Consider the following 21,980-nt stretch of genomic DNA (forward strand, 5'->3'; position numbering starts at 1 on the left):
ATCTTAAAATGGTATCGCTAACAATTACTCAACACCATACTGTTGTTTATATAATTTCTCCAAATCGGTTACCTGCTGTAGCAACTGTTTTTCCGATGTGGTAGCCAAAATGCTCTTATAGGCACCCAATGCGCGTAAAGCTGTACCAATATTAGAATATTCCAGCTCCGGCTTCGTTTGTGCAATATCCTGATACCACCGCATATTTTGCGTCATAAATTTCAGGTTACGGTTTACGATCTCATTTGCACGTTTCGTTTCTCCTGTTTCATACAATACATTGATAATTGGAATATACCCCAAAATATCGCGCATTAGATAAACACGCTTCGGCATCTTTTCATAAGTCTCGACGGCAACTTTACGCGCTTCATCCTTACGACCTTCCATCATTAATTGTGTCGCCGTACCACCCATTACTGTATTTGTAATCATGGTAATCATCCGGTAAGACTCTGGATCCAAGTAAGAAGCATGTGCCATATTACCCCATTGATATTTTGTGGTAATGTCTTTGTAAGCAGACTGTGTATCGACCAATGTACCTTCTGCACCTGCAGGAGTTGCAATAGGCATTAAGCGCAATGCAAAACCCTCTTGCACCAAATATTTATCTAAGCCAAGGTAATTGTCATTTGGAACTGTTGCTGCAAAATAAATTGGACGTTTCCAATCGTTATTTAACAATACGTTTAATATCGACAACTCCGCTCTAGAAACATAATTTCTATTGTAAGTCCAGCTCATGGTATCGACAATAGATTCTTGCCATGCTTTAGGCACGACATTATTTTTCAGAACAGATTCTTTATTCACCGGAAGACTAAAGTTTTTGGTTGGCAAAAAGTTTTCAAACTTACCACCTCTCAATTCCAATTTGTTCTTCTGGTCGTCAGACAATAAAATCTGCATGATCAAATCCAGATCTACATGTCCTGGAACTTTCATATCCTGATAATAAAGCACTTCGCGAACACCTTTCTTGAATTTTTCATCGTCGATATTGATCGGTAAACCCTCGGCCTGATTCACTTTTTGTTTCATCTGGCGCATATACCAGTCCGAACTCAATAAACTTAAGTTTACGACACGTACATCCGGACGATAATTTTCAACTTCCTGAACATACCATAAAGGATAAGTATCGTTATCACCGTAAGTAAATAAAATCGCATTAGGTGCACATGACGCCAAATAGTTTTTAGCAAGATCACGGGCAGTTGTTTTCTCCGAGCGGTCATGATCATCCCAGTTCTGGAAGCCCAACAATACCGGAGCGCCCAATAGGCAGACTACTGTAGCGGCACCAGCGGCAATTTTACCATCCACTTTTTTGCTTAAATAATCCGCGATAGCGAAAACCCCAAGCCCTATCCAAATGGCAAAGGCATAGAATGAACCGGCATACGCATAATCACGCTCACGTGGTTGGAGTGGGCTTTGATTTAGATATAATACAATTGCTAATCCTGTAAAGAAAAACAACAGACCCACAATTCCCGCATCACGTTGTCTCTTTCCAAAATGCCAGAATGCACCGATTAAACCAATGATCAAAGGCAAGAAATAATATTTATTGTTCGAAGGATCAGTTTTCAATGAATCTGGAATGGCATTCTGTCCACCGTTATGCATTTGGTCAATCGGCTTGATGCCCGCCTGCCAATTACCTTCGGTAAATGAGCCCTGACCTTGTTGGTCATTCTGACGACCGGCAAAATTCCACAAGAAATAACGGCCGTACATATGTCCGATCTGATAACTGAAAAAGAACTTGAGGTTATCGGCAAAAGTCGGCGACTGACCTTCCGGAATTTTTAAGTAATCACGATAATATCCATCATGCCCATCTCGATTGCTATAAACACGAGGGAAAAACATCGTTTTATCGTATTTATAGTCCATACCGTTCTCCACCTTGGTATACTTGTCTTTATCTTTTCTGTACGTATACGTAGGCTCAGCATCAACTACCTGTGCATCGAAAGTAGGTCCGTTTAAAAGCGGTTCACTAGCATATTGCTCACGTCCAAGATAACTCACAAAAGAAAATGCATTATCCGGATCACTGTTATTTAAGGTTGGATTTGCCTTGGCGCGTACCATGATCATGGCAAAAGAGCTATAACCAAAAACAATAAACGCAGTGCTGATCAAAATTAGGTTCAACATGGGTTTAACCTTTTTAATTGAATACCAAATACCATAGACAAATAAAGCGACAGCTAAAATCATGAACAGATTAAATCCTGTCCCAAAACCCATGCCCAAACTATTCACAAAGAACAGATCAAAATAAGCTGCCACTTTCACCGTATATTGGATAATACCCCATAAAATGAGGGCCAAAACAACGACACCTATTAAGAAAGCTTTTATTGCTCCCGAAGAAGTTACTGTTTTTGAACGCTTAAAATAAATCACTAAAGCAATTGCGGGAATTACCAATAAGTTGAGTAAGTGTACCCCGATAGAAAGGCCCATCACATAGGCGATAAAGATCAACCAGCGGTCCGCACCAGCCTCATCGGCATGATTTTCCCATTTTAAAATCCCCCAAAATACTACGGCTGTACATAAAGAAGACATGGCATAAACCTCAGACTCTACGGCAGAAAACCAAAAGGTATCTGTAAAAGCATAGGCCAATGCTCCTACAGCACCCGAACCAAATATCTTAATTAAATCGGTCGACGTAAACGATCCATCAACACCCTTTACAACGATTTTCTTTGCTAAGGCTGTAATTGTCCAAAACAAAAACAAAATGGTCAGACCACTACATACCGCCGATCCGACATTCATCCAGAACGCAATTCGTGTCACATCTCCACCAGCAAGGTTGGAGAATATATTCTGAATCATTAAGAATAAAGGTGCTCCCGGCTGGTGCACAATTTGAAGCTTGAAGGCTGAAGCGATAAACTCACCACAATCCCACCAACTCGTCGATCGTTCGGCAGTCATGACATATGCTACAGTTGCAATTAGCGCACATATCCATCCTAAAAGATTGTTGATTTTAGTATAGTTCATAAAATGATAACTGTAAAAAGTATTATTAATACGGCTCGAAAATAAGGATAAGTTAATAAGAAATGAACTTTATTCTGATTTTTTAACACATATTGACTGAAACAATTTCATTATGTGAACCAATATTGGCTGTAAAGAAAGTGTAAAGAAAGTATATAAAACTGCACGCATATACTTCTATTGACCGACAACAGCACTGAAAAAGGATTGATGTAAAGATTTTTCAGCGTCAAACAAAAATTATTTATTTGAAAATCAGCCGAAATGCGCTTTACACGATATTTTTATTTGCAGAAATAAGAATAGTCCGTATATTTGCTTCATCAAATGTGAACGACATCATCACGATAGCATACACCTTTGAATTGTTTGTCCGATAGTATAAGGGTAGTACGACAGTTTTTGGTTCTGTTTGTCTTGGTTCGAATCCAGGTCGGACAACAAACAATAGAAAAGGCTTGCAAATGCAAGCCTTTTCTGCGTTATATGCAAGGCTTATATTTATAAAAGGGTTCAGATTTTTTTTAAATTGCATTTTGATTTTTAAAACAAATCTCTATCTTTGCGTCGTCAAAAAGAAAAAGACGGAAACGTTGGCTTTTTAGAGACATTGTCCGATAGTATAAGGGTAGTACGACAGTTTTTGGTTCTGTTTGTCTTGGTTCGAATCCAGGTCGGACAACTTTTAAAGTTAAGCATATATGGATTGTGAAAACAATCCATTTTTTTTAACGTTTAACTTTAAAAAATAGTCAGGGAATAAAAATATTGAATAAACGACAATACAACAACCCAACATAAATATACAAAACCATGCCTTTGCAATTCAACACGGTTAAACTATTTGCAGGTTCTGGCACTACAGAACTGGCCGAAAAAATCGCACAATCTTACGGGAAACCACTAGGAGACAAAACATTATCACGTTTTAGCGACGGTGAGATTCAACCATTCTACAATGAATCAGTTCGCGGAAGCGATGTTTTCATTATCCAATCAACCAACCAACCTACCGACAATCTTTTTGAATTATTATTGATGACAGATGCAGCGAAGAGAGCTTCAGCGCATTACATCACAGCGGTAGTCCCTTACTTTGGTTTCGCAAGACAAGATCGAAAAGACAAACCAAGAGTTGCTATCGGCGCAAAAATGATTGCTAATCTGTTGACCGCTGCTGGCATTCACCGCATCATGACGATGGACCTTCACGCAGCTCAAATCCAAGGTTTTTTCGATATTCCTGTTGACCATTTGGATGGCTCTATTATCTTCGTTCCTTATATCAAATCATTAAAACTTCCGAATTTAACAATTGCTTCTCCAGATATGGGCGGCTCATACAGAGCGCGTACTTTTGCTAAATTTTTCAATGCAGAAGTTATTATCTGTGATAAACGCCGTAAGCGTGCGAATGAAATCGAATCGATGTCGATCATTGGTGAGGTTACAGGTCAAGACGTTGTTTTGATCGATGATATCTGTGATACGGCCGGTACGCTTTCAAAAGCAGCGGCATTGATTATGGAAAACGGCGCAAAATCTGTCAGAGCAGTTTGTACGCATGCTGTGCTATCAGGAAAAGCTTATGAAACCATTGAAAATTCTGTATTGTCAGAAATGATCGTGACGGATACGATTCAATTGGATCCAGAAAAAGCAAAACAATCGACCAAAATCAAAGTGTTATCCACAGCTGACTTATTTGCGAAAGCCATAAAAAGCGTCAATCAACACTCTTCTATTTCTGACTTATTTGAAGTAGAATAAGCGTTGCGATTAGCTATTAAATATTGGACTCTGGTACGTGAAGCATTTAGCGAAACGACCAGGGTCTTTTTTTTGTATGGCTCCCCACCCTTTTCTAAAAGCAACAACTATTTAAAAATACTATTTCGCATGGTTCTTCTTTTTTTAGCCCTAGGCGAATAGCTTTTTAGTTTGTGAATAAGTGAACAATACTTAATTTATATCAATTCCCACATTACCAAGGAGACAACAGGGGGGTAGCAAGGGGTAAAACCCCTATTAACCCCCTGTTATTTCCGTACTAAAAGAGTCATATTTCGGTTTTAATATAGGAAATGGTATCAATTTGGTCTTACATTGAGCTAATCAGTAAATTAGAATAGGTATAATCATGAGAATGGAAAAGTTCATAATCTTGAATAAGTGCCTGTTTTCGAAAGAATAGCAGCATCATTTTTTTGATAATATCAGAAATTAACTTATCTTTGCACCTCAAATTTATAAAAAAATTAAAGATGAAATCAATTGCTATTAGCGGTTCTGTAAGACAGAACGTAGGGAAAAGAGATGCAAAAGAATTGCGTTACCAAGGCTTAGTACCAGCAGTACTTTACGGTGGTACAGAGCAAACAGCTCTTTCTGTATCCGCAGCTGATTTGAAACCAGTTCTTTACACTGCTGACGTAATCATTGTTGAATTAAACATTGGCGGTCAAACTAAAAGAGCTATTGTTCAAGACGCACAATTCCACCCATTAACTGACTTAGTTACTCACGTTGACTTTTTAGAGTTATTTGATGATAAAGAAGTATCATTGAATATCCCTATCAAATTGACAGGAACATCTCCAGGTGTTAAAATGGGGGGTAAATTAGTTCAAAAATTACGTAATTTACGCGTAAAAGCTTTACCTGCAAACTTACCGCAAGAAATTGAAGTACCAATGGAATCTTTAGAGGTTGGTAAATCAGTTCGTGTGGGTCAAATTCAATTGGAAAACGCAAAAGTATTGAACAATGCTGATGATACAATCGTATCAGTAATCATGTCTCGTGCATTGCGTCAAGCTGAACAAGAAGCTGCTAAAGCAACTAAAGGTGGTAAAAAATAATCTGAACAAGATTTTAAGATACTGCAGAAAGCACCGGAATTCGGTGCTTTTTTTGTTTACTAAAATTTTTATTTTTGCATCATGAATTATCTTATCGTTGGATTAGGCAATATTGGCAGTGAATATGCCGACACAAGGCATAATATCGGTTTTATGGTTGCCGATGAGCTTGTTAAACAGGCCAGTGCTAGCTTCTCCTTGCTAAAATTAGCCTATTATAGTGAATTTAAGCAAAGAGGGCATAATATCACCGTCATTAAACCTACGACTTACATGAACTTAAGTGGAAAGGCTGTTAATTATTATATGCAACAATGTAAAGTCCCAATTCAGCATGTATTGGTAATTGTAGATGATTTGGCGATCCCTTTCGGCTCACTACGCATGAAGCCTAAGGGAAGTAGCGCTGGTCATAACGGACTCAAATCCATTGAAAAGCTTTGCGGTGGACAAGCATATCCCCGTTTACGTTTTGGCATTGGAGACAACTACCCAAAAGGCAGACAGGTCGATTATGTACTTGGCCCTTTTGATAAAGATGAACAAGCAGAATTACCGGCTTTAATAGACCATTCCGTCAAAATGATCCAGAGTTTTGTTAATATCGGCATCGAGCTAACCATGACAAATCTGAATACGAAATAAAAAAAGCCGACTAGATCGGCTTTTTTTGTGTAACTCTTACGCGCTTCTTGTGTATAGACCTTATATTAGGCGTCGGCGTTGTGTTATTATTGTACACAACCCGATTTGAATGGATTATTCCTCCTTTTCTTTTTTAAGCGCTTCACCTTTTTCTTTATCCAACTGGATCCTAATTACTTTCTTTACTTTTCCTGACAAACGATCCTCAACATCAGAAGATAATGCTTCAGGATGCTCCTTCACATAAGCCTTAGTGGTCACAATGACAACGCCATTCTCCGCCTGATCGCCATATCGTGCAGTAGCAGGATTATTTTTCAAAACCGATATGTTATCTATTGTATTCGGGTCTAACCCACTTAACTGGGCGTTTTCGACAATTTTCCCGTCGATCACAAGTAGAGGGTTTTCCTTAGATGCATTAACTCCACGAAACTCAATACTGCGGACAGCAGCTTTCCTCGCCCCATCATCTGATAACCCAATGATATTTCCAGAGATTCCCTCCGTTCGGCCTTTGAGATCCGGTTCAGTCGTATTTATAGATTTATAGCTCGCCACAACAACTTTCGTAGGGTTTCCATTCATCTTAATCTTGGGAACATTAACCGCATCGTCCTTTTTATCATAAGTAAAAGTAAAGGGCTGATTCATTACCATAGGTGAACCGTTTTTTCTCAACGTGACAAGAATAACACCATTCTTCCCTTTTTCACCATATATTGCCTTACCATTATTCTTAATTACATTAATCGATTCGATTTCCGATGATGGAATTGCCGACATCATGTTTGAATTAACCTCTTTTCCTTCCACAATATAGAGAGGCTCCTTTACAGAATTCATATTTGTCCGAAAATGAATCGTATCCATTACACCTTTTGGCTTCAAGGTACCTTTTGTCATTTGCCTGGTAAGCAAATCTTCCGCTAAAGGCTTACTTACCTTGCTACTTATCGTTGCAGGCAAAGCAACATCAACTTGTAAGTCCTTGCCCAGCTGGATAACCCTTGTTTTATTTACCTGCTCAACGACCCCTTCTATACTTCCCTCGGCTTTACTTACTGTAAATGCTGCTCCCGTCAATAAAAATACCGGTAAAAGAAAGGCATATTTACTCAGCGCTATTTTCGATGATCGTTTCTTGTTCATCATCACAATACGCCGTTTTAAAAGTTTAAAATTAAACTGATTGCTTAATCCCACCGAGCCCCCCTTTTTAGACACGTTCAATAAGCTGTACTGGTAGGCTTGCTTGTCCACACCTTTATCTAAGACTTGTTGATCAGTCAAGAACTCCAAATTTTGACGAATAGCCCTACGCATCAACCAAACGAAGGGATTGTACCAACAGCATACCAATATCATTTCAAACAATAAAATATCCACACTGTGAAGACCTTTCACATGAATATCCTCATGCTTAAAAATATCTTTCAGTTCAGCATCCTGATGCTGTCCCTTATTGACATATATTTTATTCAAAAACGAAAATGGAACAATCGGAATAAGCACATTCCGGAATAAATACGTCCGCCATTGATCGGACTTAGAATTCAGATGAATCCGCAATAAACTCAATAATTGAAATACAAACTTCGCTAACAGCACCATTGCACCAACCATAAATGTAATTTCCACCAACCTTCCCAAGGTCAGTTGTTGCTGCACTTCAGGCTTAGTAATATAAAGCGAAATCTGCTCGCCTACCAACCCCATATTCAACCCGCGCTGTACGAACAAAGACTTTAAATCAAGAAACGGATATACAAAAGCAAACAGCCCTCCGGCCAAAAAGTAAACGCGATTTAGCACATAGAATGTCAGTCCTTTCAATAATCCAATATATCCTAAATAGATAATACCCAACAACAGGTTGACTTGTATAATATAGGTGAGTAAGCTTTCCATGCTATCAAGATTTATTATGCTTAATCATGTCCATAATTTCCTTTAATTCATCAGCTGTTAATTTCTCTTCCTGCACAAAGAAAGATACCATCTCCTTATAGGAATTTTTAAAATAATCACCGACAAAGGAATTCATAAATTTCGCTTTATAATCTTCCTCACTCACCATTGGTTCATAGCGCTTGGCGTTGGCATAACGAACTGCTTTCACAAAATCTTTACGTTCCAGATTCTTTACTGTTGAAGCTAAAGTGGTGTAAGGCATCTTTTCACCTTTGATATTATCTAAGATCTCCTTTATAAATCCACCATTGAGACTCCAAATCGACTGCATTGCCTGTTCTTCCTGTGCTGTTAATTTTTCCATGCCTATATCTACTTTATCTAATCTTTCACTAATCTACGAATAATTCGTAAATACCAAAAGTATTTTTATTTGTTTTACAAATAAGCAGTAATACCACAGTCTTCCTTGATTAAAAAAACAAACGGCTCATTTCCTGCGTATTTAAACTCAAATCCCACGAATATAAGTTAGCTGGCAGAAAATTTGTTATAGGATTATTTTAATTCTAAATTCACTATAAATCGTGTCCTCCATTGGAAAGAAAAAAATCAACTGGATAAATTCAATGCAATCCGATCGATTGGAAGCATAAAAAGTAAGAAGATGATTTAAGTTAAATACAATTAAGATAAATGGCTAAAAATATTAAAGCGATCAAATGCCCGCATTGTGGGAGTATAAAAATCACCACACTACGTCCTGATTATTATAAATGTGACAGCTGCGGAACAGAATTTTTTCTCGATAGCGACGATATCAATATCAATCACAACTACAACTATCCGCGCAACAATACAGACCAATATAAAGCCCTACGGATTGTCCTGTTCGCCGTGGTTGGATTTATCGCGGTCATGTTTATCATCGGGGCGATCAGTGCTATTTTTTCCAAGAAGCCTGAGCCAAGTTATTCGACTTATAGTGGTTCCAACTCAGCGAACGAGAAAGAAGAGGCAGAGCCGCTTGAATGGAACTATGCGAGTAATACGTTATTCATGGACAAAAATAATACGCCGCATGTGGTGGTCGTTGGTAATGTAGGAACATTTAGGAAAAGAATGGATTCAGCCAAAGACAACAAGGTATACATTGGGCTTTTTGATCCTAAAACAGGTAAAAAAGAATGGGTAAAAGCATTGATGGATACTCCTGTTGAATTATCGAGCAGCGACGTTAAACTTCAGGTATTTGAAGATCAAAACCTTTACATCATTGTCAAGTCCAAATACATCTATCAACTCGACAAAAACACGCTCACGTATAAGAGTGTTTTGGAAAATTATGTAAAAGATGCCCCATCCTTAAGTACCGGCATAGCCAAAGTTGAATTTAAGTATGAAGACTATGGTTCCGCTTATCAAATTATCAACAATGAAGGTCAAAATCTGGCCTATTACCCTTTAATAAATAAGGCTATCCCGGATAAAATGCTCTATGAGGAAAGAAGAAAGAAACTACCTAATCCAACGACAAAAACGGAGTTCACTTTTTCAAGTAAGTCCAGCTATTATCCAGAGGAAAAAATTCAGTTGATCCAGTATACTTACCATTATCAATATGGATATCCAAAAGATACCCCGCGGTTTTCTTGGGATAAGGATTATGGTGGATCGGGCATTTTTACGGACCGAGATCCCTATAAAAAGGTATTAATCAATCCGTGGCAATTTAAAGGAGCGCGTTTGATTAGCTTCAAAGACTTTACGCCAGGCAGACTTTACTTTCAGCCTATAGTGGTCGCCCAAAATGACAAAACGCTCCTTATCGCCTATAAGCCAACACCAGCTGAAGACGATCCTTTCCAGATCCAACTATTGGACATCACAACTGGGGCTATACAAAAAACGTTCACTACTGACCTCAAGTCCATCTACGGAAATGGGACACTGTTAAAAGACGGCTTTATCGTAAGAGGCTCGAGTGATTATTATTATTTTGATAATAATGGAAAACAAATCAACAAATTTGAAGGGTATAATCCCAAATTTGACACGCTAAATTAATAACTATGGGACTATTTAATCTTTTTAACAAACAACTTTCTGAAGTTATCGAGTGGAAAAACCAAGACCCTCGATTATTATGGTATAAATTTCCATCCGAAAGGAATGAGATCAAAAATTCCAGCAAACTAATCCTCGCTCCAGGGCAGGGATGCATTCTTGTGTATGAAGGAAAAGGTGAGAACCTGCTCACAGAGCCTGGAACGTATAACCTCAAAACAGACAACCATCCATTTTTTACTACCTTAGCACGACTACGGCAAAATTTCGAATCCGAACACAAACTGTATATCTACTTTTTTCGTACGGCAGCTATTGTGAATCAATCCTGGGGAACTGGATCTCCAATAAAATATATCGACCCTCATTACAACTTACCCGTAGAAATCGGCTTGAATGGTACATTTTCTTACCTCATTAATGAACCGGTGCATTTCTATAAAAACATTGTAGCCAATCAAAATACGGTCAGCACAGCGGTGATCCAGGACATCCTCAATAATCGCATTCCCCAACACATTACGACGCAGATTGCACAGAAGAAGCTAGGTTATAACGAAATTGACAGCCAATTAGCATTACTATCCAACGATATCAAGACTGCGGTGGAACAAGATTTTAAAGATCTCGGGCTCGACATTACAGATTTTAAAATTTTAGGAACCCAATTTGATGCGAATACGCAACGTAGAATTGGAGAAATTGCCGACCTGACGACACAAAATCAAGCCGCTCAACAAGCAGGCCTAAGCTATGTTGAATTAGAAAAATTACGTGCGCTTCGAGACGCCGCGAAGAATGAAGGTGGGATTGCGGGAGTGGGAGCACAACTTGGCGTCGGCATGGAACTGGGTAAGCAGTTTGACCTTCAAAAGGAGGAGATCAAAGAGCATATACAACAAGGAGGCGACTTTGTCGAAAAACTCCAAAAAATGCAACTGCTACTTCGTGAAAATATCATTACGCAAGAAGAATTCGACACACTTAAGAAACAGATCCTCAACAAAATATAACTCATCATGAAATATATATTTGGTATACTATTCACTTTGGTGATTCTTTTCATTGCTACCTATTTCCTTTTAGGAATGTGGGGCATCCGGCTATTAGATGCCGAAAATTTCAATAAAGTTCTATGGACAACCGGGATACTGACGGTGACTTCGATCGTGATCGTCTGCTTTGTTATCATTCCTTTCTTCGGATCAGGCAAAAATGGGAATTTTGAAGATAAGGGAAAGGTAGCCCAGCGGAAAATAGATTAATGTCGTGCACAATAAGATAATGTTAAATCTGTATACATAATTTGCTTATTTAGGTAAATAGTTCGTGAATATTATCCAAAATGACGCAGTCGTGTCATTTTAATTCCAAAAGAACTTTCAATTTTAAATATCAAATAGTTAAATTTGTGAGATTAGCATAACAAATCAGATATAAGATAATATATAAACATGTCAGATAAAGCATCTATAAATTTAGACGGAACTTCGTATGACCTTCCGGTCGTTGTCGGTACTGAGAATGAAAAAGCAGTTGATATTTCCAAATTAAGAGATCTAAGCGGATTTATTACATTAGACCCAGGATATAAGAATACGGGTGCTACGAAGAGTGCGATTACTTTTCTTGACGGTGAAAAAGGCATATTGCGATATAGAGGATATCCCATTGAACAATTGGCAGAGAAATCGACTTTCTTGGAAGTTGCTTATTTGTTGATTTATGGAGAGCTTCCCAAAAAAGAGGTATTGGAAAAATTCAGAGCTGACATCAAAAAGCAAATGATGATCCACGAGGACATGAAAAATTTCTTCGCTGGATTTCCTTCCAAATCACATCCAATGGGACAACTTTCTTGTTTAGTTGGTGCATTATCGGCATTTTACCCAGAATCTTTAAATCCAAACTTAACAGATGAAGAAGAGGATCAAACGATCATCAATCTTTTGGCAAAAATGCCAACGATCGTTTCTTGGATTCAGAAGAAATCATTAGGACACCCTGTTGTATACCCTAAAAATAACCTTGGCTACATCGACAACTTCCTGAATATGTTGTTCGGAGAAGTTAACGACGAAAAAACGTTCGATCCAGTTGTCATTGATGCTATGCACAAGTTGCTGATTTTGCATGCTGATCACGAACAAAACTGTTCGACATCTACCGTTCGCATCGTAGGTTCATCAAATGCAAACCTCTATGCATCAGTTGCTTCAGGTATTAATGCATTATGGGGCCCATTGCATGGCGGTGCAAACCAGGCGGTAATTGAAATGTTAGAAGCTATTAAAAATGACGGTGGTGATGCCGAAAAATATCTTGCTAAAGCGAAAGACAAAAACGATCCTTTCCGTTTAATGGGATTCGGTCACCGCGTGTATAAAAACTTTGATCCACGTGCTAAAATCATCAAAAAAGCATGTGACGATATTTTGGAAAAATTAGGTGTGCAAGACCCTGTATTGGATATCGCTAAGAAATTAGAAGAAGCAGCATTGAATGACCAATACTTCATCGATAGAAAACTTTATCCAAATGTTGACTTCTATTCAGGTATCATCTACCGTGCATTAGGTTTCAAAGCAGATATGTTTACTGTATTATTTGCCTTAGGCCGTCTTCCAGGATGGATTGCGCAATGGAAAGAAATGCGTGAAAACAAAGAGCCTATCGGTCGACCTAGACAGGTATATGTTGGCCACACGGAACGTGACTACGTTGAATTCTCAAATCGTTAATTCGGTTTCGATTTATATCCGAAAAAGCATCCTTATAGGATGCTTTTTCCTTTTTATTGCAGCACCTTTGAATCTTTGGATGTACGAATGAGCCATTCAATTAAACACTAAACAGTGGCTCATCGTTACGCTATTGTCACGATAAACTACTTGTTAAGTATATTTTAATTTTTCCCTATCTAAATTCCCTGTTTTTCGTTAAGTTTGCGTATTAATTGGTCTCTTATTAAAAATCATTATAAATAAGACTTGCTAGAAAATGTACTACATATCTTGGTTCCTATTGCTATTTTTACCTTTATAGCAGCATTTACCTTATTTGCAGTATATGCCGAGCGAAAGATTGCGGGATTTGTCCAAGACCGGCTAGGTCCGATGGAAACCGGAAAGTATGGTAGTCTTCAAACGATTGCTGATATTCTTAAATTACTCCAAAAAGAACTGATCACCCCTTCATCGGCGGATAAGATTCTCTTTAGAATTGCTCCTATCATTATTTTTGTTGCCGTCTTTACAGGATTTGCCGTTATTCCTTGGGCAAAGGATTTTATTCCAGCCGATACGCATACTGGTTTATTCTTCATTATGGCGATAATTTCCATTGACGCTTTGGGCATTTTAATGGCTGGCTGGGGCTCCAACAATAAATATTCTTTGTTAGGATCCATGCGTGCTATTGCGCAGATGGTATCCTATGAAATTCCGGTAGGTCTTTCGCTGATTACAGTTGTCATGCTTACACAAACCCTAAACTTGAATGAAATTGCTATTGGGCAGGGAATTCTCACCAATGGGAGCATTAAATTCTTGGGTATTTGGGAAGTTAATGAGATTGGCGGTCTCTTCGCCTGGAATATTTTTCAGGCTCCGCATTTGATTATCACCTACATCATATTCTTTATCGCTACCCTTGCCGAGTGCAACCGTGCTCCTTTTGATATTCCGGAAGCCGAATCTGAACTGGTGGGTGGTTTCCATACGGAATATGGTGGAATACAATTTGCCTTTATTTTTCTAGCCGAGTATGCCATGATGTTTTTGGTATCGATGTTGGGTGTTGTCCTCTTTTTAGGCGGATGGAACACAGCATTACCAAACATTGGGACTGTACGCCTCGCAGATTGGACGACTGGTTTAGCTTGGGGAATATTTTGGACTTTAGCCAAATCATTCCTTATTGTAGGCATCCAAATGTGGATCCGATGGACATTACCGCGGTTACGTGCAGACCAGTTGATGAGTTTATGTTGGAAAGTATTGACACCGCTGGCTTTTCTGTGTATGGCCATCTCTGCCATTTGGCGAATTTTAGTTATAGCATAGGATATTATGATATTTAAAACGGCTTCGCATGCATTTCGTACGGCAATCAAAGGTTTATCTTTGACTGTCAAGCATCTATTTGGTGCACGACGATCAAGGACGGAATTGAATATCAAAAAAGACAACTATTTTGATCGGCAAGAAGGGATTGTAACAGTGCAGTATCCGCGTGAAAAAATGCCCATCCCCGATGTCGCCCGTTACCAATTGCAGGTTGATATCGACGACTGTATTGTATGTGATCTTTGCGCTAAAGCATGTCCTGTGGACTGTATCGAAATTGAAGCGATCAAATCACCGGAAGCAATCGGAAAGACTTCAGACGGCAGCGTCAAACGGTTATATCCCGCCAAATTCAATATTGACATGGCGAAGTGTATGTACTGTGGCTTATGCACGGTGGTGTGTCCGACGGAATGTATTACTATGACCAATGCATATGACCGCAGCTCGCAGAAGTTGACCGATCTGATTTACGGATTCTCGGATATGACTGACGAGCAGGTAGCTCAACGCAAAGCTGAATGGACACAGTTTCAAGCTGAAAAGGAGGCAGCAAAGCAAAAATAGAAAATGGAAAGTATTTTGTTCTACGCTTTCGCTATCCTAGCAATCGGTTCGGCTCTTTTACTGGTGAATCTTAAAAATATCGCTCGCGCCTTATTCCTGTTTTTTATTGTTCTCTTTGCAATGGCAGGATTATATTTATTTGCTTTAGCTGATTTTGTGGCGATTACACAAATTATGGTCTATGTCGGCGGGGTGCTTATTCTTATGTTGTTTGCCTTTATGCTATCCAATAAAGAGCTCTTAAAAGATCTTCAAGACAACAGTGGTTCGTTCTTAAGCATGCCTAAATGGCAAGCTATTCCAGTGGTGCTTGGTTTTCTGTTACTGATGCTTTATGGCATCTTTGAGTGGCAACAGGCTCCATCAACGTGGGTCATTCAGTCCATAGAAAATGGAAATAATATTACTTCGACTGATAACAATATTCATCAAATCGGATTACGTTTTATGACTTTTTACGTATTGCCTTTTGAAATTATATCGATATTTCTGATGATGGCTTTAATTGGAGCTTCTCATTTATCCAGAAAGGAGCGTACAATATGATTACGCTGACCCATTTCTTGGTGGTGAGTGCGTGTATCTTTAGCATTGGACTCTACACCGTTCTTTCCAAAAAAAATGCGATTATGATTTTGGTTGGTATTGAATTAATGATCAATGCAGCTATCCTGAATTTTGTTGCCTTTGGGAAATATGATAAAGTGAGTTATGGCGGACAAATTTTTGCGTTGTTTGCTATCGTACTTGCAGCAGCAGCTGTAGCCGTTGGATTGGCTATTGTATTAAATGTTTATAGACATTACAACACCATTAATCCGGATGAGGTAAACCAATTAAAAGACAAATAAACATTGGATCAAGTTGTTCACATATCGCCCGTTTTGACCGCGTTAATCACCGTATTATCCCCATTAGCAGCGTTTTTATATCAATCTTTATTAGGCAAACGTGACCAGTCCGGTATGGTCTCCCTGCTAGCCATTATTCTCAGTTTTACCGGTGGTGCGCTCACCTTGTTTACCATCTGGAATAATGCCCCCGTAACCATTCAGGCTGATTGGTTCACTATTGGCGAAACCTCATTTAAAGTTGGTATCCTGTTAAATAATTTAAGCGCCTTAATGCTTTTTTTGGTACCTACTGTAGCGTTGCCCGTGCATATTTATTCCCGTGCATATATGAAAGGCGATCCCGGCATTCATCGCTATTGGATGTATCTAAGCCTGTTCTGTTTTGCCATGTTGGGGTTGGTCATTATGGACAATCTTTTGCTAATGTATGTCTTTTGGGAATTGGTTGGGTTTGCGTCCTATCTCCTTATCGGATTTTGGTTTACGCGCGAAACTGCTGTACAAGCCAATAAAAAGGCATTTTTGGTGAATCGCATCGGTGACCTCGGCTTTCTAATTGGCCTTGCGATCGTATTTACGCAGTTCAAGACACTTAATTTGGTTGATTTATTTGGTGATAATGGACTGATCTATCAATCCACAATCGTCGATGGACTATGGGTATCTCCAGTCAATAGTTTACCTCAGATCTGGTTTACCTTAGGAGGAGTAGCCTTTTTCTTGGCTGCTATGGCCAAATCAGCGCAATTTCCATTACATGTATGGCTTCCGGATGCCATGGAAGGTCCTACATCCGTATCGTCCTTGATCCATGCGGCAACAATGGTCGCAGCGGGCGTATTCCTATTGGCTACCGTATTTCCATTATTCAGCGAATCGGCATTACTATTTATCGCCATTATCGGCACCATTACGGCAGCTTCGGCAGCATACTTCGCCTTGGGCCAATACGACATCAAGCGTATTCTTGCCTTTTCGACTATATCGCAATTGGGCTTTATGATGGTTGGGATAGGTATTGGAACATGGGATGCTGCTTTGTTTCATCTCACGACGCATGCTTTCTTTAAGTGCCTTCTATTTCTTTCGGCCGGCGCAATTATTCATGAAATGGCCCACCTGAAAACACATAGCCACCTAGACTTTGATCCGCAGGATTTACGGAACATGGGTGGATTACGTCACTACATGCCCAAGACCTTTGTGCTGATGAGTATTGCTTCACTAGCACTGGCCGGCTTCCCACTGACGTCAGGTTTTCTATCCAAAGACAGTATTGTTATATCTTCATTTGAATGGGCACTTTCAAAAGGTAGCGTATATCTTCTCATCCCTATTAGTTTGATTATAGTAAGTATCTTAACTGCATTCTACATCGGCCGTTTGATATTTAAAGCTTTTTTTGGGGAGTTTAGGCTTACTAAACAGCTACATGACAAATTACATGATCATCCGTTACATGAAGCGCCAAAAACCATGTTGATGCCCATGTTTGTTTTGGGTGTATTCTGCTTATTTCCACTATTTTCGTTCAATCCATTTTCGTACCACGATTCTTGGTTGATGGACGGACTCTTATTGGATGAATATGTCTTTGCTCCAAGCCACATTGCCCACCTGATTATTCCCGCGATCCTGCTCATTGGTTCTATCATTGCCTGGATTATCGGATGGAAATGGTATGTACAGAATAGATACCCATTCAGCCCGGTCAATCCGGCACTGAAGGTTTCTTTAAATCAGGGATATATCAATCAGTTTTACGATGTTGTATTTGTTAAGGGTACATTAAAATTGGCTCAATTCTGTTATTGGTTTGACCGACATGTTGTTGATGCTTTTGTTTCTTTGATTCAGTCAATCGTGCTATCGATCTCACAATTAAGTGTTTGGATAGACAAATATATTATAGACGGCTTAGTTAATACGGTTGCTTCAGTAACCTATTGGGCCGGCCATCAAGTCCGCCTAGTGCAGAACGGGAAAATGCAGACCGCTTTGTACTCCGTCTTTTTAATAGTTTTATTTGGTTTAATTTATCTTTTATTCTTTTAGGAAATGCCTATTTTATCCTTATTGATATTTTTACCGCTATTGGCTACGGCGCTTATTCTTGCCTTGCCAACACGATATAAATCGAGTTACAAATATATTGCGTTAGCAATTACCGCAATACAATTTGTACTGGCTGGATTGTGTTACGCACATTTTGATGCAAGCAAAACGGGTATTCAAGATCTGGGAGGCTATCAATTTGTTGAACAGCTTCCATGGATTCGCTTAGATTTAGGATCAATAGGTAAACTAGAAATTGATTATCTTATTGGTATTGATGGGATATCGATGCCCTTATTATTGCTGAGCGCTTTTGTAATGTTGATGGCTATTGGAGCCTCCTGGAATATACAGAAGAGTCCAAAAGGATACTTTGCGTTACTCATGGTGCTTAATATGGCTGTTATGGGGATTTTCTGTGCACTTGATTTCTTCCTGTTCTACCTTTTCTATGAAGTGATGTTACTTCCACTATATTTCCTGATCGGTATCTGGGGTGGTGCAAGACGCGAATACGCAGCCATCAAGTTCTTTTTATACACCCTATTTGGTTCTGTATTTATGCTGTTGATCATCGTAGGACTATACTTTTCAGTCATTAACCCGATGACTGGAGCGCATACGTTCAATATGATCCATATGATGAACCCTCAGAATTACCTTGAAGGATCTATTTTTGAGTGGGGTGGTTATCAGGAAATCTTGGGTGTTTCGTCCAGGCTGGTTGGCTTCATTGTCCTCTTTTTTGCCTTTGCCATTAAAGTGCCTATCGTGCCATTGCATACCTGGTTACCCGATGCCCACGTCGAAGCGCCGACTCCAGTATCTATTATTTTAGCAGGTATTCTTCTGAAAATTGGAGGTTACGGTATCATCCGTATCTGTTATAGCATCTTTCCCGACATGGCCGCCTTATCCAATTGGTGGCTTGGACTAATAGGCGTTGTTTCCATTATCTATGGAGCATTAAACGCCTTATCACAAAAAGACCTCAAACGAATGATTGCGTATTCATCCGTTTCCCACATGGGCTTTGTTTTATTAGGTATTGCCTCATTGACTGCAGAAGGAATTTCTGGAGCGATGTTTCAGATGATCTCCCATGGGTTTTTATCCGCTGCACTCTTCTTTCTAGTCGGTGTAGTTTATGACCGTGTGCATGACAGAAATATCTATAGTTTTCGAGGTTTAGCGCAAATTATGCCCAAATATACGGGGTATGTTGCTGTTGCATTTTTTGCTTCCTTAGGTTTACCTGGCTTTTCAGCTTTTATTGGTGAAGCATTTGTCATTATCGGTTCATTCAACTCTGAAAGTGCTGGTACGGGTTTGCCACGTTGGATGGCGCTGGCTGGTTCTGTAGGAATCTTATTGAGCGCAGCCTACCTACTTTGGACATTGCAGCGCATGTTTTTTGGGCAGATCCGTTTAAAGGGCGGTGAATCTTGGAGCAATGCACTGACAGATGTCAATTCGCGCGAGCAGGCGATCTTATTTCCAACGTTAGCATTGGCCTTATTACTTGGTATTATGCCTGCTTTAATCTTTAACAATTTAAACGCAAGTGTTCTGAATCTTGTGAGCTTTATTCAACAATTCATCTAACCCCACATGCTTGCTTTCAGTCCATATATCAGTTCATTCCTCGATCAGATTATCGTCAGTATACCGTATTTTAAACCCGAACTGACACTGATCCTCACTTTTATTGGTACTATTCTCGCTAGTCTTTTTGCTGACAAGCACTGGAAGCATACGTCTTTTATGCTTACAATTATCGGATTATTGTTGAGTGGCTGTTATCTCATTGGGCAAGGACTCAGTAAAGTAGAGATGGCTGGCTTTTTTGATATGATCCACGTTGATGCCTTTGCTACCTCTTCACGATCGATTATCCTGTTGTCGACACTCCTTGTTTGTATCTTTATTCAACAAGGACATGGGAGACATGGCCGACCACTAGGAGATCTATATGCTGTTTTACTGACGGCGACGTTGGGACTGAACCTATTGACCATGTCGAGCAACTGGCTGATGATTTTTATAGCCGTTGAAACCGTTTCCATTAGTTCCTATATCATGGTGGGGTACTTTTCAGCTACTAAAGTTCAGTCGGAGGCAGCTTTAAAATATGTACTCTTTGGATCGATTTGCGCGGCAGTGATGCTTTACGGTTTATCTTTACTCTACGGTTTCACGGGGAACTTGAATTTTGATTCCCAGAGTCACATTGCAGGCCTTATGGAAGCACCAAAGGTCATGATCAGCATTGCGCTATTATTTTTATTGACGGGCATTGGCTTTAAATTGAGTTTTTTCCCTTTTCATGTCTGGAGTCCAGATGTTTATCAAGGTGCTCCCACAGTGATTACCACGTATCTGGCTACGGTACCAAAAATTGCAGTCGTCGTTCTGTTATCCAAGCTCCTCTCCGCATGGCTAAATGTCTCCTTTTACTTTAGCGATTTCCTAACGTATGTAATTATTGGGGTTGCCATTGCAACCATGTTGATTGGTAATTTAGCGGCTTTACGTCAACAGGATGCCAAACGGATGATGGCCTATTCGTCCATTGGACACACGGGAATACTCCTGATGGCTGTATTGGTTTACCAAAATAATGAGTCAAATGTATTGCTATTCTATCTTTCCATCTATGCATTGATGAATATTGCTGTATTTATTTTTATTGACGCTTTGGAAGGCAGTCTGGGGAGTACATCCATCGATTCCTATCGTGGCTTAGGAAAGCAGTTTCCTCTTTTGTTTACTTCATTTTCAATTGTTCTAATCGCTTTAGTGGGGCTCCCTCCCACCGCGGGATTTGTCGGGAAGCTGTTAGTCTTTTCCAAAGTGTTCGAACAGTATCAAAACTTTCAATCGTTCGGTTTATTGGCATTGCTTATTGTCGGCGCACTGACCTCAGTTATCTCTTTATTTTACTATTTTAAAATTCCACTGAACGCATTTCTTAGGGACAATACCGTATCTTCAACAATAAAAGTCAATGCTGTACTTTTATGTATTGGTATCCTATGTACCTTAGCAGTGTTGTGTTTAGGAATTTTTCCGGATCTTTTGCTTTCGGCCTTTTAGAAAAACAGAAAAACTCCTATTATTCTTAACAAAGATACCATCCTATTCAATCACTACATGTGCCGGTTGAATAGTAAAGATAAACTCCATAATATATTTTATATTTCCTCAATAAAAGTATTATCTATGGTTGAGGAGAGACCGATAAATTGTTTTTTAAGCAAAGCGCAATTAAATTGCATATAAAAAGCAATTTATCTAAGTTTGTACCATGATTAGTGCAATAGCAAATCCAATATTTCAACGTGCTATCCAGGATTACCACGTATACGACCAGATTGATCATCCAATCCAAAATCCGTACGAAAAGCAATCCCTGGAGCATCTTCTCTATTTAAAGTGCTGGATTGACACCGTACAATGGCATATGGAAGATGTCGTTCGTAATCCCGCTATTGATCCGAAAGAAGGCTTACATTGGAAAAGACGAATTGATGAGTCCAATCAATATCGCACAGATACCGTAGAGTATATTGACAGCTATTTTCTACAAAAATTTAAGGAGATACAGGCTCGTCCTTCCGCAACGATCAATACAGAGAGTCCGGCGTGGGCTATTGATAGGCTTTCCATTCTGGCTTTAAAAATCTACCATATGGAACAGGAGACATTACGCACAGATGCTTCTGAGGCACACATTAATACCTGCCAAGAAAAGCTTAACATCCTATTGGAACAAAGAAAAGATTTATCTCAAAGTATTGATGAATTGATGGATGCCATATCATCGGGCGATAAATACATGAAAGTCTATAAACAGATGAAAATGTATAACGATCCTTCATTGAACCCTGTCTTATATTCATCAGGAAAGTAAA

General features: G+C 39.2%; 18 protein-coding genes. 15 read left to right on the forward strand and 3 right to left on the reverse strand.

What is annotated here, in order from left to right:
• Window positions 1–24 precede the first annotated feature (24 nt).
• On the reverse strand, window positions 25–3,036 hold the full coding sequence (locus VXM68_RS02005; protein WP_367210281.1) for a DUF2723 domain-containing protein: 3,012 nt from the start codon (window positions 3,034–3,036) through the stop codon (window positions 25–27).
• Between the two features lie 813 nt (window positions 3,037–3,849).
• Here VXM68_RS02005 and VXM68_RS02010 point away from each other — a divergent pair.
• From VXM68_RS02010 to pth, 3 genes are all read left to right on the forward strand, one after another.
• The gene (locus tag VXM68_RS02010; protein WP_293956778.1) at window positions 3,850–4,806 is read left to right on the forward strand and encodes a ribose-phosphate pyrophosphokinase; all 957 of its coding nucleotides are present in this window, start codon (window positions 3,850–3,852) and stop codon (window positions 4,804–4,806) included.
• Window positions 4,807–5,300: 494 nt separating this feature from the next.
• Entirely contained in the window at window positions 5,301–5,897 is a 597-nt protein-coding gene (locus VXM68_RS02015) for a 50S ribosomal protein L25 (RefSeq protein ID WP_294185531.1), read from the forward strand.
• Window positions 5,898–5,978: 81 nt separating this feature from the next.
• Complete coding sequence (gene pth / locus VXM68_RS02020) at window positions 5,979–6,542, forward strand: aminoacyl-tRNA hydrolase (RefSeq protein ID WP_367210282.1); 564 nt, start codon at window positions 5,979–5,981, stop codon at window positions 6,540–6,542.
• 114 nt (window positions 6,543–6,656) lie between these two features.
• Here pth and VXM68_RS02025 read toward each other — a convergent pair whose 3' ends face one another.
• Both VXM68_RS02025 and VXM68_RS02030 read right to left on the reverse strand, forming a co-directional pair.
• Window positions 6,657–8,453 (reverse strand): M56 family metallopeptidase, encoded by a 1,797-nt coding sequence (locus tag VXM68_RS02025; RefSeq protein WP_367210283.1) that lies wholly within the window; start codon window positions 8,451–8,453, stop codon window positions 6,657–6,659.
• Window positions 8,454–8,457: 4 nt separating this feature from the next.
• Window positions 8,458–8,820, reverse strand: coding sequence for a BlaI/MecI/CopY family transcriptional regulator (locus tag VXM68_RS02030; protein ID WP_209580554.1), 363 nt, complete (start codon window positions 8,818–8,820; stop codon window positions 8,458–8,460).
• 332 nt (window positions 8,821–9,152) lie between these two features.
• Here VXM68_RS02030 and VXM68_RS02035 point away from each other — a divergent pair, with 332 nt between their 5' ends.
• The 12 genes from VXM68_RS02035 to VXM68_RS02090 all read left to right on the forward strand — a co-directional run bounded on the left by VXM68_RS02035 (window position 9,153) and on the right by VXM68_RS02090 (window position 21,979).
• On the forward strand, window positions 9,153–10,523 hold the full coding sequence (locus VXM68_RS02035; protein ID WP_293956783.1) for a hypothetical protein: 1,371 nt from the start codon (window positions 9,153–9,155) through the stop codon (window positions 10,521–10,523).
• Between the two features lie 5 nt (window positions 10,524–10,528).
• Window positions 10,529–11,536, forward strand: coding sequence for an SPFH domain-containing protein (locus VXM68_RS02040; protein ID WP_367210284.1), 1,008 nt, complete (start codon window positions 10,529–10,531; stop codon window positions 11,534–11,536).
• A gap of 6 nt (window positions 11,537–11,542) precedes the next feature.
• On the forward strand, window positions 11,543–11,788 hold the full coding sequence (locus VXM68_RS02045; RefSeq protein WP_367210285.1) for a hypothetical protein: 246 nt from the start codon (window positions 11,543–11,545) through the stop codon (window positions 11,786–11,788).
• Between the two features lie 189 nt (window positions 11,789–11,977).
• On the forward strand, window positions 11,978–13,264 hold the full coding sequence (locus VXM68_RS02050) for a citrate synthase (RefSeq protein ID WP_209580544.1): 1,287 nt from the start codon (window positions 11,978–11,980) through the stop codon (window positions 13,262–13,264).
• Between the two features lie 249 nt (window positions 13,265–13,513).
• Window positions 13,514–14,587 (forward strand): NADH-quinone oxidoreductase subunit NuoH, encoded by a 1,074-nt coding sequence (nuoH, locus tag VXM68_RS02055; RefSeq protein WP_367210286.1) that lies wholly within the window; start codon window positions 13,514–13,516, stop codon window positions 14,585–14,587.
• Between the two features lie 6 nt (window positions 14,588–14,593).
• Window positions 14,594–15,157, forward strand: coding sequence for a 4Fe-4S binding protein (locus VXM68_RS02060; RefSeq protein ID WP_293956791.1), 564 nt, complete (start codon window positions 14,594–14,596; stop codon window positions 15,155–15,157).
• A gap of 3 nt (window positions 15,158–15,160) precedes the next feature.
• Window positions 15,161–15,703 (forward strand): NADH-quinone oxidoreductase subunit J, encoded by a 543-nt coding sequence (locus VXM68_RS02065; RefSeq protein WP_294185527.1) that lies wholly within the window; start codon window positions 15,161–15,163, stop codon window positions 15,701–15,703.
• Window positions 15,700–16,008 (forward strand): NADH-quinone oxidoreductase subunit NuoK, encoded by a 309-nt coding sequence (gene nuoK / locus VXM68_RS02070; protein ID WP_209580538.1) that lies wholly within the window; start codon window positions 15,700–15,702, stop codon window positions 16,006–16,008. Before VXM68_RS02065 ends, nuoK begins: the two co-directional genes overlap by 4 nt.
• Window positions 16,009–16,011: 3 nt before the next feature.
• A complete protein-coding gene (locus VXM68_RS02075) occupies window positions 16,012–18,066 on the forward strand; it encodes an NADH-quinone oxidoreductase subunit L (RefSeq protein WP_367210288.1) in 2,055 nt (684 codons plus the stop codon).
• Between the two features lie 3 nt (window positions 18,067–18,069).
• Window positions 18,070–19,671, forward strand: coding sequence for a NuoM family protein (locus VXM68_RS02080; protein WP_293956798.1), 1,602 nt, complete (start codon window positions 18,070–18,072; stop codon window positions 19,669–19,671).
• 6 nt (window positions 19,672–19,677) lie between these two features.
• Window positions 19,678–21,162 carry an NADH-quinone oxidoreductase subunit N gene (locus VXM68_RS02085; protein WP_367210289.1) on the forward strand — a complete coding sequence of 495 codons (1,485 nt, stop codon included), beginning with the start codon at window positions 19,678–19,680 and terminating at the stop codon, window positions 21,160–21,162.
• A 211-nt stretch (window positions 21,163–21,373) separates the two neighbouring features.
• Window positions 21,374–21,979 carry a DUF4254 domain-containing protein gene (locus tag VXM68_RS02090; protein ID WP_294345863.1) on the forward strand — a complete coding sequence of 202 codons (606 nt, stop codon included), beginning with the start codon at window positions 21,374–21,376 and terminating at the stop codon, window positions 21,977–21,979.
• The last annotated feature ends 1 nt before the right edge of the window (window position 21,980 follow it).

It is taken from the genome of Sphingobacterium sp. R2 (assembly GCF_040760075.1).
In the GTDB taxonomy this organism is placed as follows: domain Bacteria; phylum Bacteroidota; class Bacteroidia; order Sphingobacteriales; family Sphingobacteriaceae; genus Sphingobacterium.

Coding starts and splice junctions, on each gene's coding strand:
- nuoK (WP_209580538.1), top strand. CDS start 15,700: ATGATTACGCTGACCCATTTCTTGGTGGTGAGTGCGTGTATCTTTAGC.
- VXM68_RS02050 (WP_209580544.1), top strand. CDS start 11,978: ATGTCAGATAAAGCATCTATAAATTTAGACGGAACTTCGTATGACCTT.
- VXM68_RS02030 (WP_209580554.1), bottom strand. CDS start 8,820: ATGGAAAAATTAACAGCACAGGAAGAACAGGCAATGCAGTCGATTTGG.
- VXM68_RS02085 (WP_367210289.1), top strand. CDS start 19,678: ATGCTTGCTTTCAGTCCATATATCAGTTCATTCCTCGATCAGATTATC.
- VXM68_RS02065 (WP_294185527.1), top strand. CDS start 15,161: ATGGAAAGTATTTTGTTCTACGCTTTCGCTATCCTAGCAATCGGTTCG.
- VXM68_RS02090 (WP_294345863.1), top strand. CDS start 21,374: ATGATTAGTGCAATAGCAAATCCAATATTTCAACGTGCTATCCAGGAT.
- pth (WP_367210282.1), top strand. CDS start 5,979: ATGAATTATCTTATCGTTGGATTAGGCAATATTGGCAGTGAATATGCC.
- VXM68_RS02015 (WP_294185531.1), top strand. CDS start 5,301: ATGAAATCAATTGCTATTAGCGGTTCTGTAAGACAGAACGTAGGGAAA.
- VXM68_RS02060 (WP_293956791.1), top strand. CDS start 14,594: ATGATATTTAAAACGGCTTCGCATGCATTTCGTACGGCAATCAAAGGT.
- VXM68_RS02035 (WP_293956783.1), top strand. CDS start 9,153: ATGGCTAAAAATATTAAAGCGATCAAATGCCCGCATTGTGGGAGTATA.
- VXM68_RS02005 (WP_367210281.1), bottom strand. CDS start 3,036: ATGAACTATACTAAAATCAACAATCTTTTAGGATGGATATGTGCGCTA.
- VXM68_RS02040 (WP_367210284.1), top strand. CDS start 10,529: ATGGGACTATTTAATCTTTTTAACAAACAACTTTCTGAAGTTATCGAG.
- VXM68_RS02010 (WP_293956778.1), top strand. CDS start 3,850: ATGCCTTTGCAATTCAACACGGTTAAACTATTTGCAGGTTCTGGCACT.
- VXM68_RS02045 (WP_367210285.1), top strand. CDS start 11,543: ATGAAATATATATTTGGTATACTATTCACTTTGGTGATTCTTTTCATT.
- VXM68_RS02080 (WP_293956798.1), top strand. CDS start 18,070: ATGCCTATTTTATCCTTATTGATATTTTTACCGCTATTGGCTACGGCG.
- VXM68_RS02025 (WP_367210283.1), bottom strand. CDS start 8,453: ATGGAAAGCTTACTCACCTATATTATACAAGTCAACCTGTTGTTGGGT.